Here is an 11899-nt window from a genome sequence, read left to right as displayed (position 1 = left end):
AAGAAGAACCCCATGACTGACATCACCATCACCATCATCGGCAACGGCAACATGGCCCGCGGCATCGCGACCCGGGCCCTGTCGGCAGGCAAGACCGTCGAAATCCTCGGCCAGGACGCAGGCAAGGCCCAGGCCCTCGCGGCCGAACTGGGTGCCGGCGTCGCCTCCGGCACCACGGCGCAGGATCCCCAGGGCAGCATCGTTGTCCTCGCCGTGCCTTTTGACGCCGCCAAATCCGTCGTCAGCACCTACGGTGCCGCGCTCGAGGGCAAGACCATCGTGGATATCACCAACCCGGTGAACTTCGAAACCTTCGATTCCCTGGTGGTGGAGCCGGGCACGTCCGCCGCCGAGGAAATCGCGGCGCTGGCACCCGCCGGCGCAAGCGTGGTCAAGGCCTTCAACACCACCTTCGCCGGCACCCTGGTGGCCGGGGAGTCGGACGGCCAGCCCCTCGACGTTTTCATCGCAGGCGACGACGACGCAGCCACCCGTGCAGTCAGCGGCTTTGCCAGCGCCGCCGGAATGCGCCCCCTGGTAGTGGGACCACTCAAGCGCGCCCGCGAGCTCGAGGGCTTCCAGTTCGTCCTGATGACCCTGCAGGCCAACCCTGAATTCGCAGATTTCAACTGGGACACCGGGCTCAAGGTCACCAACTAATGAACACCCCGTATGTGGTGGCGACCGCCGGATCGTCGGACCCGGCGCAGCCGCTGGTGGTGTTGCTGCACGGCAGGGGTTCAAGCGAACGCGGGATCATCGGTCTTGCAGAGCACCTGCCCGCCGGCCCGGTCTACGCGGCCGTGCGGGCGCCGATCGCTGAAGGTGGCGGCTACGCCTGGTTCCGGAACCGTGGCATCGGCAGGCCCGTCGAGGAATCCCTGACCGAAACCATGGCCTGGTTCCGGAGCTGGCTTGACGCCGTTGCTCCGGCCGGCCGGCCGGTGGTGCTGGTGGGATTCAGCGGGGGAGCGGCGTTCGCCGGCGGCCTGCTGCTTTCCGACCCGCAGCGCTTTGCCGGCGGGGCGATCCTGTACGGCACCCTGCCCTTCGACGCAGGGGTGCCCCTCTCGGCGGCCCGCTTGGCCGGGGTACCCGTCTTCGTTGCGCAGGGCGAGCAGGACCGGGTCATCCCGGCAGAGCTGCTGCTGCGGACGTGGACCTATCTCCTCACAGAGTCCGCCGCCCCGGCCTATGCCCGCCGCGATCCGGGTGGGCACGGCATCACCGGGGAGACGCTGGCCGAACTCGGCGGCTGGATCCGTGAACGGCTTGCATTCGTGGCACGGCCGCGCGCCAACGGCGACAGTGGCGTAAAGGCCGGGTGGACCGGGCTGCGGGAGGATGGCCTGCCGCTTCGTGCTGGACATCGTCCGCAGGTTTCATGGACCATTCCGCAGGAACAGCGAAGCGACAACGCGCCGCGGGAGTTGCAGGAGAAACTGTTGTCCCGCATCAGCACGCTGGCCGGTGTTTCCAGCCGGCAGTCTGCCATTTCGGTGCCCGGAGCCACGGGACTCATGCTGGGCCCCGCTCCTGCTGCAACTTCGGACGGTTTCCTGGTGCCGTCCGTGGGCGAGTTCGCCCACCAGCATCCGGCCCACGACGGCTCGCTCCACGTTGCCTTGCCCCCGGTATTGGCCGCGGAGGCGGTAGCGAAGGGCTGGGCGGTTGCCCATCCGCTGGCCGGCGTCCGGCTGGCCAGCGGCATGGTCCTGGTTTATGGTCCCCGCGACGACAGCGAACTTGAGACGGTTGCAGCCATCGTCCAGACCAGCCACAACTACGCCACCCTGCAGGTCTGACGCTCTGGGCGGGGCTGCCGGCACGGGCGGGCTGCCCCAACCGGAACGGACGACGGCGGGAGGTTCCGCCGTCGTCCGTTCCTGTTCCGGGGCGCCGCGTCAGTCCGCGGGACATCGTGCCGTGCCGTCGGTTCAGTGACCTTTCCGCAGGTGGTCCTGCAGGACATAGATGGTGCGCTGGGCGCACTGCTTGAGCCTCCGCAGGTGCTCCGCCGCAAGCCGGGGCAACACAACGGCCGGGTCGGCGGCTCTGGCTTCCTCCCGCAGCGATCCTTCAAGTTCCAGGGCGAGGGCGGCGAGCCTCTCCGCCCCCACCATCTGGCTGGACGTCTTGAGGCTCAGGACAGCATCCATGGCACCCGGCAGGTCGCCGGTGGTCAGGGCAAGCCGTACCTTTTGCAGCCTCTGGGGCATCTGCGCGATGAAGGCCTCCACAAAGACCTTCCACACGCCCTCGTCATCCTCGAGTTCGTCGCGCAGCCGCTCAAGCACTGCGGGGTCCAGGAGGGGAGGGACGTTACCGTCCGGCTGGGTCATGTCGGTGCCTCGATGCAGCCCATGACCCCCCTCGCAGCCGGAATTCCCGTGGTGATGTCCGCGGGCTTTCACAGGACGCTACGGTGAGCGGGGATGGAGGGCACGAGTGGTGGGTACTCGATTTTCGGCGGGCATTGCTCGTGCTAGCTGCCGGGCGTGAAGATGTCCTCGATGGTGCACCCGAAGAGTGATGCCAGGCGGAAGGCCAGGGGGAGTGACGGGTCAAACCGGCCCTTCTCGATGGAAATGACGGTTTGCCTCGAGACTCCCAGCGCATCGGCCAGCTTCTGCTGCGACCAGCCATGCTCCCTGCGCAGTTCCGGAAGAGTGTTCTCCATCGGCTACCCCCGTCTCCGGTTGACGGTGTAACGTATTCCCGCGGACAGCATTCCCACGACACTTACGGCCAGCAGGCCCACGGACCCCTCAATTTCAAGGGGCGTCAGGAAGAGCACCGCTGTTCCGAGGCCGGAAAAGATCAGCAGGTCGTGGAATGCTCCTGCGGCGGCATTGTCATACCAGCGCGATTCCACGGATTCCTCCGGGCGGGAGGCCGCGCCCTCCAGGGAATCCCGGTCAACAAGGAACGCCCAGGCGAGTGCACACATGGGCAGGGCCATGAGGGCTGCCACGATGGCGGCACCCAGCAAAGGCTGCTGCGGAGCAAAGCCTGCCAGGGCGGCAGCTGCCGCGATCAGCGCGGCGAGAAGGATCCCCAGGGGGATGGCGGGCATCATGGCCGGTACGGTGCGGGTGCCAAGCCGGGCCCGTCCCCAGGCGGTGCGTACCGGATTCCCTGCCGCACTGTTCTTGTTCTCCGTCATGTCAGACCCCCAGTTCTTGTCGGTAATCGATGTCTCCAGTGTAAAGCGAGCTTGACTGTAAAGTAAACTTGTCCATTGCGCGCGTTCCCAGGCCCGCTCCATCCCGTTGTCCCTCCGGTACCCTGAGGGAATGGTGCGGGAACTTGCGGACTTGAACGCGGAGGTCATCCTGCTCGCGGGAGCGGGACGGGCCATCCTGCTGCAGCTTGCAGACCCCGGCGTGGGCCGCGGCGTCGCAGAGCACAGCACCTTCACGGACCGTCCCATCAACAGGCTCAAGGGCACCCTGACCTACGTGTACGCCGTCACCTACGGGACTGACGAGCAGGTCAAAGAGGTCCGGCGCAGGGTGAACCGCGCCCACGTCCCTGTCCGCCGGGATGCCGATCACGAAACGCCCGGCTACAACGCGTACGACCCCGAACTGCAGCTGTGGGTCACGGCAACGCTTTACGACACCGCCGTGGTCATCATCGAGAAAATCTACGGCCCGCTCGACGACGAGTCCGCCGACGCCATGTACAAGGACTACGCGAAGCTGGGGACAGCCCTGCAGCTGCCGCCGGACATGTGGCCGAAGGACCGTGAGGCGTTCGGCCGGTACTATGACGCCCGCATGGCCGGCCTCCGGGCGAGCGACGCCGCCGTCCGCGTGGGCCGCGGGCTCCTGTATCCACGGCATGCAGCGCTCTGGTACCGCGCGATCATGCCGTTCGCCCGGTTCCTGACGGCCGGCCTCCTCCCGGACCAGTTGCGGAATGACTTCGGCCTGCCGTGGAGCGGGCGCCACGAACGCCGGTTCCACCGCACCATGAAAGCCCTCGCCGTGGCCTACCCAAAGCTGCCGCAGCGCCTCCGGCACTGGTTCAAGAACTACTGCCTCTCCGAGCTGGACACCTTCTCCCGCCGGGCAGGGCGCGTCAGTGCTTAGTTCCACTCCGCTGGAGGCGCGGCTTGACGAGCGGGCCCGGCGGTTCCTGGCCAGCGCCCCTGCCAGCCGCGTCCGGCCAAAGCTCACCGAATTCGTGGTCTTCGGCCTGAAGCAGGGCTGGGCATGCATCTTCGGCGCCACCCTGCTTGCAGTGCTGATGGCCGCGCGGCTCTGGTACCCGGACGGGGCCGGACTGGCCCGGAACGACTTCCTGACCCTCGCCGCGGTGCTGATCCAGGTCCTCATGGTCGCCTTCAGGCTGGAAACCCTGAAGGAGCTGCGGGTCATTATCCTGTTCCACCTGGTGGGGACGGTGATGGAGCTTTTCAAGACCGACGCCGGCTCCTGGTCCTACGAGGCCGAGGGCTTCCTGCGGATCGGGGCGGTCCCCCTCTTCAGCGGCTTCATGTACGCGGCCGTCGGCTCCTACATGGTCCGCGTCTACCGGTTGTTCGACCTGAGGTTCGCCCGCTATCCGCGGCGCTGGATCACGGCGACCGTGGCCGCGGCCGTCTACGGCAACTTTTTCAGCCACCACTACATCTGGGACGCCCGCTGGGTGCTGCTCGCCGCCGTCGTGGTTGTCTTTGGCCGGTGCGTGATGCACTTCAGGGTGTTCAGGAAGCATCACAGGATGCCGCTGCTGCTCGCCTTCCTGCTGGTGGCGCTGTTCATCTGGGTGGCCGAGAACATCGCCACCTGGTCCGGCGCCTGGCTGTACCCCAGCCAGGTGGACGGCTGGCAGCCCGTTGGGTTGGAGAAACTGGTGGCGTGGTTCCTGCTGATGATCATTTCAGTGGTGCTGGTGGCCTGGGTCTACAAGCCGCAGCCGCCTGCCGGGGAAACCACGGATGGTCCAGCGGCTGCCAGGCAATCAATCCCGGCGTCCACCAGTAAGCTCGCGGAATGAGTGAATCCGCACGGTTCCTGGCTGCCTACGATGAACAGCTGCGCACGGATGCCGAGACACCCGGCGCCGTCTCGGTGAAGAGGCGCGGGCCGTTGCACCTGGCGGCGTTCCGGGACGGCCGCGGCTTTGTGACATACCGGGATCTTGGGGATGCCGGCACTGAGGCCCTCCGCCGGCTGGTCCGGGGGGCGGTGGACTGCTTCCGGGCCGATCCCGGGATCACCCGGGTGGAATGGAAGACGCGCAGCCATGACCACGCCCCCGGACTGCATGAGGTGCTGCTGGGGCACGGCTTTGTCCCTGATCCGCCGGAATCCATCATGATCGGCGGCGCGCAGGCGCTCAGCGTCCCCGTGCCGCTCCCTGACGGCGTGGTGGTGCGGCAGGTGGTGGACGAACCGGATGTCCGGGCGATGTGCGCCATGCAGGATGAAGTCTTCGGCGATCCGGTGTCCGACGGGATGGCCGATGCCCTGCTGCACCGGCTCTCGCTGGGTGACGGGATGCAGCTGTGGGTGGCCGAGGCGGACGGCGGGATTGTCAGTGCCGGCCGCCTCGAGCCGGTGGAAGGCACGGCCTTCGCCGGGATCTGGGGCGGTGCCACGCGTCCGGAATGGCGCGGCCGCGGGATCTACCGGGCTTTGACCGCCCGCCGGGCACAGTCGGCCCTCGGCCTGGGCAAGACGCTCATCCACAGCGATTCGACCGAGTTCTCACGGCCCATCCTGGAGCGCTCCGGGCTGGTCAAGGTCTCCACCACCACCCCCTACCGCTGGCGGCGGGAGGGCAGCTGACCGCCCACCTTCCCGCCCGGTGCCCGGCCTGTCCACTCAGAATGCCGGACCAATCGAGGCCAGCTCCGGAGCGGCAGCACCGGCGTACTTGTTCTCCGGCCGCGCAAGGCCGTAGTGCTCCCGCAGCGTCCGGCCGGTGTAGCCGGTGCGGAACAGTCCCCGCTCCTGCAGGATCGGCACCACCTGGTCCACGAATGTTTCAAGCCCCGAGGGCAGCACCGGCGGCATGATGTTGAAGCCGTCCGCCGCGCCGCCGTCGAACCATTCCTGGATGGCGTCCGCCACCTGCACCGGTGTGCCCGTGAAAGTCCGGTGTCCGCGGCCGCCGCCCAGGCGGCCGATCAGCTGCCGCACGGTGAGCTGCTCCCGCCGGGCGAGCTGGACGATCAGTGTGTAGCGGCTTTTGGCGCCCTCGATCTCGTCCTCGCTGGGCAGGTTCTCCGGCAGCTGGCGGTCAAGCGGCAGGTCCTCCGGCGCAACGCGGAGGGTCTTGGCCAGCTGGATCCGGGCGTATTCGGGCTTGATGAGGCGGTCCAGTTCGCGTTCCAGCTCCAGCGCTTCTTCCTCGGTTGCGCCGATGACCGGAACGATGCCCGGCAGGATCTTAATGGTCTCCGGATCACGTCCTGCAGCCGCGGTGCGGTTCTTGAGGTCGCCATAGAAGGCCTGTGCGTCAGCAAGTGTCTGGTGTGCGGTAAAGACGGCGTCCGCGTACCGGGCGGCGAGGCCCTTGCCGTCTTCGGACGAGCCCGCCTGGACGATCAGCGGGTGCCCCTGCGGGGAGCGGGGCACGTTCAGGGGGCCACGGACCCTGAAGTGCTTGCCCTCGTGATTAATGACCCGGATCTTTTCGGCATCACCCCACACGCCCTCCGCCTTGTCCGCGAGCACGGCGCCGTCCTCCCAGCTGTCCCACAGCTTGTGGGCCACCTCGATGAACTCGGCGGCACGCTCATACCGCACGGCGTGGGCGGGCTGGTCGTCCACGCCGAAGTTCCGGGCGGCGTCGGGCCCGGCTGTGGTGACCACATTCCATCCCGCGCGTCCGCCGCTAACCCAGTCCACCGATGCGAACCGACGGGCAAGGTTGAAGGGCTCGTTGTAGGTGGTGGAGGCGGTGGCGATCAGCCCGATGTGCTCCGTGGCCCCGGCGATGGCGGTGAGGAGCACCGTGGGTTCGAGCTTGCCGGAAGGGCGGCGTCCCACCTCGCCGAACAGGACGGGGGAGTCGGCGAAGAAGATGGAGTCCAGCCTGCCGCGCTCGGCAGTTTGGGCGAGCTGCTTGTAATGCTCCACGTTGGTGCTGGAGTGCGGGTCGCTTTCGGGCAGCCGCCAGGAGGCTTCGTGGTGGCCGGTGCTCATCAGGAAGGCGTTGAGGTGGAGCTGGCGCTGTGGTGAGGAGTTTTCGGAAGTCATGGGGTGGTCCTTCGGATCTGGAGTTCAGTGGGTGGTGCCGACGACACCGAGGTCGGCGAGGAGATCGCGGCGGAGGGCTTCGTGGCCGGCAGCGTCCGCGGCGGAACCGATGTCAGGTGACACCGTGCGGATTCGGGCAACGCGGCCCCTGTCCAGGACCACGATCCGGTCCGCGAGGGCAATGGCTTCGTCCACGTCGTGGGTCACCAGCAGGACGGCCGGGCGGTGCGCGGCCACCAGGTCCTGCAGAAGCCCGTGCATCCTGATCCGGGTCAGGGCATCGAGCGCACCGAACGGTTCGTCGGCCAGCAGCAGCTGCGGCTCCCGGACCAGGGAACGCGCCAGCGCCACGCGCTGCTGCTCACCGCCGGAGAGCTCGTGGGGCCAGGAACTTTCGCGGCCGGCAAGTCCTACTTCGGCGAGGGCCTTGCGTGCCCGCGACTCGGCGTCGTGCTCCCGCAGCCCCAAGGTGACGTTGCCCAGGACGGTGTCCCAGGGAAGCAGCCGCGAATCCTGGAACACCACGGACACGCGCTCGGGGACGGTGATCACCCCGCTGCCGCGGACGTCGTGGTCCAGCCCGGCGAGGGCGCGCAACAGTGTGCTCTTGCCGCAGCCGCTGGGGCCCAACAGGGCCACGAACTCGCCGGGGGCGATGTCCAGGTCCACGCCGTTCAGGACGCTTTTCGGCCCGAAGCTGCGGATCAGGTTCCGCACGGAGACCGTGCCGGAGGCCGCCGTGCCGGCACGAGGGGCGACGGCGGAGGGTGCGACGGCGGTCATCCCGCCAGGGTGCGCTGCCATGAAAGGGCCTTTCGTTCGATGAAGCGGACAATTCCGTCTGAGAGGAGCCCCAGAATGCCGTAGACGGCCAGTCCAAGGACGATGATGTTGGTTTGGCCATAGGTGCGGGCGAGCTCCATCATGTAGCCGATGCCGCTGGTGGCGTTGATCTGTTCCACCACCACCAGGGACACCCAGGCTCCGGTGACGGCGAAGCGCAGGCCCAGGAAGAATCCGGGCAGGGCGCCGGGGAGGACCACCTTGCGGATGAAGGCGGCGCGGCCCAGGCCCACGGTCTGGGCAAGCTCCACATAGCGCAGGTCGATCCCGCGCAGTCCGGCGTGCGTCTGGAGGTAGATCGGCACGAAGACGCCCAGGGTGATGGTGAGTACCTTCATGGTTTCGTCGATGCCGAACCAGAGGATGAGCAGCGGAATCAGCGCCAGGCCGGGAATGGCGCGCTTGATCTGCACCGGCCCGTCGATCAGCGCTTCACCCACGCGGCTCAGCCCTGCCAGCAGGGCCAGCACTGCCCCAACAAGGATGCCGAAGAACAGTCCCAGGCCGGCGCGTTGGGCGGAAATGGCCAGGTTTTCCTGCAGCCGGCCGTCGGCAATCAGCTCACCGGCGGTGGCTACCACGGTCCAGGGTTCGGACAGGATCCGGGGGTCGAGGATGCCGGTGGCGGACGTGAGGGTCCAGAGTGCCAGCAGGGCGACGGGGCCCAGCAGCCAGGCGAACCTGCGGCGCCGTCCCGGGCCGAGCCGCCTTCCGGTGGGCCGGACGTCCGCGCGCTTGTCGGGGTCGGAGTCCAGGTGGGGTTCGACGGCGGGCCGGTCCAGTACGGGGGCGGCGCTCACGCTGCACCGCCCTTGCCCGCCGCAGCGAAGGCCGTGCCTGCGATGGCTTCGTAACGGCTGTCATAGAGGTCGGCCGCTTTCAGCTGCGGCTTCTTCTGTTCCCGGGCCAGCAGGTCGATGGTTTCCTGGTGCCGGGCAATCCCGTCCGCCCAGGACGTGGGGACATCCCGCTTTCCGGCTGCGTCGATCAGGTACTGGCCGTCCTCGCGGGAAAGGCCCTGGTCCTTGATGTAGTAGCCCTCCAGCCACTCCTTGGGGTGGTCCTCGATCCAGCGTTGAGCCTTGCCCCACGCCTCGACGTAGGCAGCCAGGGCCGCCGCTTTGGCCGGGTCGGCAAGGACTGTCGCCGGGGAGTAGAGATGGCCGGGATCATCCCGCAGGCCGTGCCGGAGGGTGGTGCCGCCGTCGGCCTTGTACTTGGCGAGGTAGCGCTTGATTTGGACTCCGCCCAGCGGTGCGGCGTCCACCTGCCTGCTGGAGAGCGCCGACGCGTAGGCGTCGCCGGTGCTGGGCAGTTCCACCAGCTTGACGTCGTCCTGGGCCAGCCCGGCCTTCTGGAGGATGCGCAGCACCAGTGCGCCCTGGGCCTGGCCCGGGCTGTAGGCGACTTTCCTGCCGCGAAGCTCCTCCAGCGTGCTGATGCCGGCTCCCGGTGCGATGCCCAGTTCGTAGAGCGGGTGGTTTACGGCATCCTGGCGGTAGGCGCTGGCGATGATGCGGACGTCCAGGCCGGTCCAGGTTGCGTGGATGGGCGGGATGTCCGCCACTGAGCCAACATCGAGGGCTTTGGCGCGGAACGCTTCGGTGGTCTGCGGGCCGCCGGAGATGTTGGCGAACTCCAGATTTATGCCATCGAGGTTCTTGATGAGGCCGGAAAGTTCCAGCGCCACGCGGATGCTGGGATCGCCCACCGTGATGGTGGTCCCGGCAGGCACGGACGTGGCCAGCGGTGCCAGTGACTGCCCCGCCCGCTGGCCGACGGCTGTGGCGGTTCCGCCGCACGCGGTCAGCAGCCCCAGTGCGGGCAGTGCGAGGAGGCTGCCCAGGGCGCGGCGCCGGGTGAAGGTGTGCCCGCCTGTGGCGGAGGCGGTCGGGGGAGATGCAGTGAGGAACATGCGTGGCCTTTCGGTAGAAGGGTGCTGGTCTGGAAAAGGGTGCTTTGCTGGAAAGGGGTGCGGGGAGGAGGGCAGGAAGGCGCAGCTGAGCAGGCCTTGTGAATGAGCCCGGGGAGGAAAACGCGGGAACCGGAGGTGCCGGCTGGTCAGCGGCCAGGTGCTGGACTGCGGTGCAGGCAGGCCTGCACGCGGCACATTCGGCCGGTGCGGCAGCTGCGGGGCGGACAGGAGGACATGATGCCCGGCGTGCGGTTGGATGTTTGAGGCATCAGTCCTCCTTTCCTAGGCGTGCTGTGATTCGACGGCATCCCATGGCCGTGGAAACACCTAAACACGGGTTCCCGCCCCCTGGCCAGCACCCCGCAACAGACGCTCAACGCGAGGAAACAGCGCTACTTATGAAGCCATGGGGAGGACAAACCACGCCGCCGGACGCCATGATCCGCAACGGGGCTTAACGTGACTGGAAGGGCGGCGCGGAAGTCGTGGCTCACAGGACAGGAACGGGCAGGGCGCCCGATCGACCCCGCAGGCCGTCTGTAAGCTGGGCGGATGACGGCACCCCAGATCTATGTCAGCTTTCCCGGCACAGCCCGCGAAGCGTTGAGCTTCTACGCGGACGTTTTCGGCGGGGAACTCTTCCTGCACAGCTATGAGGAGTTCGGGCGCAAGGACGGGCCACCGGATGCAATAGCCCATGGGGTCCTCAAGGGCGTGGTTGCCGTGGCGGGTTCGGACGCGGCGGAAGGGCAGAACAGCGTCCGCCTCCAGGGTGTGATGCTCTCGTTGCTGGGGACTGCCGAACCGGAGGTCCTCCACGGCTGGTTCGACAAGCTCGCCGTGGGCGGCCGGGTGGTGGACCCGCTCGGTCCCAAGCCCTGGGGCGCATCAGACGGCCAGGTTATCGACCAGCACGGCCTCCACTGGCTCATTGGCTACGAGTCCGGACTTGAGCCGGCGGAGTCCGTCCAGGAGGGACAGCCCGCCTAGCCCCGTGCGTTCGCCTGCGCCAGCTCTGCGATGTTCTCTGTCACCGCCCAGGAAGCCAGGAGCTTCAGGGCTTCCTCGGACGGGCTGCCGGGCGTGGCCGGGTAGACCGTGAGCGAGTGCCCGGGGTCCTCCTCCAAACCCAGGACCTGGTAGTTCAGTTCCAGGAGCCCCACCACGGGGTGCTGGAAAAACTTGGTCCCGGAATAGTGCCGCCGGACATTATGTGCGGCCCAGCGGGTGCGGAACTCGTCGCTGCGCATTGACAGCTCGCCAATGAGTTCCGCAATGCCCTTGTCATGCGGGTTGCGGCCGGCCTCCCGCCGCAGGATGGCCACGTTGGCGCTCGCAGCCCGCTCCCAGTCCGTGTAGAAGTTGTGCGCCCTGGGATCCAGGAAGATAAAACGTGAATGGTTGGCCGGCCGGGCAGGCCCCCGGTACATGTCCGAGTACAAGGCGTAGCCGAGGGTGTTGGCGGCCACGATGTCCATCCGGTTGTTCCCGATGAAGGCCGGTGCCCCGGTAATGGTGTCCAGGAGATACCGCAGCTCGGGACGCACGCTTGCCGGAACCGGGGCGGAGGCCCGCTTCCGGCCGGACATGTTGGCGGTCCTGGCAAGGTCGTACAGGTGGTCGTGCTCGGCGCGGTCCAGCTCCAGCGCCCCCGCGATCGCGTCCAGGACGCTGTCCGACACACCCGCGAGGTTCCCGCGTTCCAGCCGCGTGTAGTAGTCCACGCTGACGCCGGCGAGCCGGGCCACTTCCTCCCGGCGCAGTCCGGGCACGCGCCGCCGCCCGCCATACGGTTCAATGCCCGCCTGTTCCGGAGTGATGCGCCCCCGGCGCGTGGAGAGGAACTGCCGTACCTCGGCTCGGTTATCCATACAGGACACGTTACGACGAATGCCACTGCCCTAAAGAGGGTCTGCCATAACCC

At 67.8% G+C, this 11899-nt stretch carries 14 protein-coding genes; 6 read left to right on the top strand and 8 right to left on the bottom strand.

The window, feature by feature from the left end:
• Window positions 1-12 precede the first annotated feature (12 nt).
• Window positions 13-660: an NADPH-dependent F420 reductase gene (locus AC4BCK_RS17405; protein WP_366286939.1), complete on the top strand. Its 648-nt coding sequence runs from the start codon at window positions 13-15 to the stop codon at window positions 658-660.
• Entirely contained in the window at window positions 660-1805 is a 1146-nt protein-coding gene (locus tag AC4BCK_RS17400; protein ID WP_363958122.1) for a luciferase domain-containing protein, read from the top strand. The genes AC4BCK_RS17405 and AC4BCK_RS17400 overlap by 1 nt, the downstream gene beginning before the upstream one ends.
• 132 nt (window positions 1806-1937) lie before the next feature.
• Here AC4BCK_RS17400 and AC4BCK_RS17395 read toward each other — a convergent pair whose 3' ends face one another.
• The 3 genes from AC4BCK_RS17395 to AC4BCK_RS17385 all read right to left on the bottom strand — a co-directional run bounded on the left by AC4BCK_RS17395 (window position 1938) and on the right by AC4BCK_RS17385 (window position 3166).
• A complete protein-coding gene (locus AC4BCK_RS17395; RefSeq protein WP_174174870.1) occupies window positions 1938-2342 on the bottom strand; it encodes an Hpt domain-containing protein in 405 nt (134 codons plus the stop codon).
• Between the two features lie 143 nt (window positions 2343-2485).
• Window positions 2486-2680, bottom strand: coding sequence for a helix-turn-helix transcriptional regulator (locus tag AC4BCK_RS17390; RefSeq protein ID WP_104189442.1), 195 nt, complete (start codon window positions 2678-2680; stop codon window positions 2486-2488).
• A 3-nt stretch (window positions 2681-2683) separates the two neighbouring features.
• On the bottom strand, window positions 2684-3166 hold the full coding sequence (locus AC4BCK_RS17385; RefSeq protein WP_363938998.1) for a hypothetical protein: 483 nt from the start codon (window positions 3164-3166) through the stop codon (window positions 2684-2686).
• 130 nt (window positions 3167-3296) lie between these two features.
• On the opposite strand from AC4BCK_RS17385, the gene AC4BCK_RS17380 reads away from it, so the two are divergent.
• From AC4BCK_RS17380 to AC4BCK_RS17370, 3 genes are read left to right on the top strand one after another with little or no spacing between them, the layout of a single operon-like run.
• Window positions 3297-4097: an oxygenase MpaB family protein gene (locus tag AC4BCK_RS17380; RefSeq protein ID WP_363938996.1), complete on the top strand. Its 801-nt coding sequence runs from the start codon at window positions 3297-3299 to the stop codon at window positions 4095-4097.
• Window positions 4090-5007: a DUF817 domain-containing protein gene (locus AC4BCK_RS17375; protein ID WP_363958125.1), complete on the top strand. Its 918-nt coding sequence runs from the start codon at window positions 4090-4092 to the stop codon at window positions 5005-5007. The genes AC4BCK_RS17380 and AC4BCK_RS17375 overlap by 8 nt, the downstream gene beginning before the upstream one ends.
• Entirely contained in the window at window positions 5004-5801 is a 798-nt protein-coding gene (locus AC4BCK_RS17370; RefSeq protein ID WP_363958128.1) for a GNAT family N-acetyltransferase, read from the top strand. Before AC4BCK_RS17375 ends, AC4BCK_RS17370 begins: the two co-directional genes overlap by 4 nt.
• A 36-nt stretch (window positions 5802-5837) precedes the next feature.
• Here the strand turns inward: AC4BCK_RS17370 and AC4BCK_RS17365 are convergent, their stop codons facing one another.
• The 4 genes from AC4BCK_RS17365 to AC4BCK_RS17350 are packed head-to-tail and all read right to left on the bottom strand — an operon-like array spanning window position 5838 to window position 9975.
• The gene (locus AC4BCK_RS17365) at window positions 5838-7217 is read right to left on the bottom strand and encodes an LLM class flavin-dependent oxidoreductase (RefSeq protein ID WP_363958131.1); all 1380 of its coding nucleotides are present in this window, start codon (window positions 7215-7217) and stop codon (window positions 5838-5840) included.
• A 24-nt stretch (window positions 7218-7241) separates the two neighbouring features.
• Complete coding sequence (locus AC4BCK_RS17360) at window positions 7242-8021, bottom strand: ABC transporter ATP-binding protein (RefSeq protein ID WP_400591885.1); 780 nt, start codon at window positions 8019-8021, stop codon at window positions 7242-7244.
• A complete protein-coding gene (locus AC4BCK_RS17355) occupies window positions 7997-8860 on the bottom strand; it encodes an ABC transporter permease (protein ID WP_363958136.1) in 864 nt (287 codons plus the stop codon). Before AC4BCK_RS17355 ends, AC4BCK_RS17360 begins: the two co-directional genes overlap by 25 nt.
• Window positions 8857-9975: an ABC transporter substrate-binding protein gene (locus tag AC4BCK_RS17350; RefSeq protein WP_363958139.1), complete on the bottom strand. Its 1119-nt coding sequence runs from the start codon at window positions 9973-9975 to the stop codon at window positions 8857-8859. The genes AC4BCK_RS17355 and AC4BCK_RS17350 overlap by 4 nt, the downstream gene beginning before the upstream one ends.
• Before the next feature lie 552 nt (window positions 9976-10527).
• Between AC4BCK_RS17350 and AC4BCK_RS17345 the strand changes: the two genes are divergently transcribed.
• A complete protein-coding gene (locus tag AC4BCK_RS17345; RefSeq protein ID WP_174174852.1) occupies window positions 10528-10965 on the top strand; it encodes a VOC family protein in 438 nt (145 codons plus the stop codon).
• Here AC4BCK_RS17345 and AC4BCK_RS17340 read toward each other — a convergent pair.
• Window positions 10962-11846 (bottom strand): helix-turn-helix transcriptional regulator, encoded by an 885-nt coding sequence (locus AC4BCK_RS17340; protein WP_174174850.1) that lies wholly within the window; start codon window positions 11844-11846, stop codon window positions 10962-10964. The two genes, AC4BCK_RS17345 and AC4BCK_RS17340, sit on opposite strands and share 4 nt — an antisense overlap.
• Window positions 11847-11899: the final 53 nt, after the last annotated feature.

It is taken from the genome of Pseudarthrobacter sp. As-47 (assembly GCF_058215595.1).
Note: the sequence above shows the minus strand (reverse complement) of the source record. Positions and strands in the feature narration are given on the sequence as shown.

What these genes read in the sequence shown, in the direction of transcription:
- AC4BCK_RS17405 (WP_366286939.1), top strand. Translation starts at nt 13, where the DNA reads ATGACTGACATCACCATCACCATCATCGGCAACGGCAACATGGCCCGC.
- AC4BCK_RS17400 (WP_363958122.1), top strand. Translation starts at nt 660, where the DNA reads ATGAACACCCCGTATGTGGTGGCGACCGCCGGATCGTCGGACCCGGCG.
- AC4BCK_RS17395 (WP_174174870.1), bottom strand. Translation starts at nt 2,342, where the DNA reads ATGACCCAGCCGGACGGTAACGTCCCTCCCCTCCTGGACCCCGCAGTG.
- AC4BCK_RS17390 (WP_104189442.1), bottom strand. Translation starts at nt 2,680, where the DNA reads ATGGAGAACACTCTTCCGGAACTGCGCAGGGAGCATGGCTGGTCGCAG.
- AC4BCK_RS17385 (WP_363938998.1), bottom strand. Translation starts at nt 3,166, where the DNA reads ATGACGGAGAACAAGAACAGTGCGGCAGGGAATCCGGTACGCACCGCC.
- AC4BCK_RS17380 (WP_363938996.1), top strand. Translation starts at nt 3,297, where the DNA reads ATGGTGCGGGAACTTGCGGACTTGAACGCGGAGGTCATCCTGCTCGCG.
- AC4BCK_RS17370 (WP_363958128.1), top strand. Translation starts at nt 5,004, where the DNA reads ATGAGTGAATCCGCACGGTTCCTGGCTGCCTACGATGAACAGCTGCGC.
- AC4BCK_RS17365 (WP_363958131.1), bottom strand. Translation starts at nt 7,217, where the DNA reads ATGACTTCCGAAAACTCCTCACCACAGCGCCAGCTCCACCTCAACGCC.
- AC4BCK_RS17360 (WP_400591885.1), bottom strand. Translation starts at nt 8,021, where the DNA reads ATGGCAGCGCACCCTGGCGGGATGACCGCCGTCGCACCCTCCGCCGTC.
- AC4BCK_RS17350 (WP_363958139.1), bottom strand. Translation starts at nt 9,975, where the DNA reads ATGTTCCTCACTGCATCTCCCCCGACCGCCTCCGCCACAGGCGGGCAC.
- AC4BCK_RS17345 (WP_174174852.1), top strand. Translation starts at nt 10,528, where the DNA reads ATGACGGCACCCCAGATCTATGTCAGCTTTCCCGGCACAGCCCGCGAA.
- AC4BCK_RS17340 (WP_174174850.1), bottom strand. Translation starts at nt 11,846, where the DNA reads ATGGATAACCGAGCCGAGGTACGGCAGTTCCTCTCCACGCGCCGGGGG.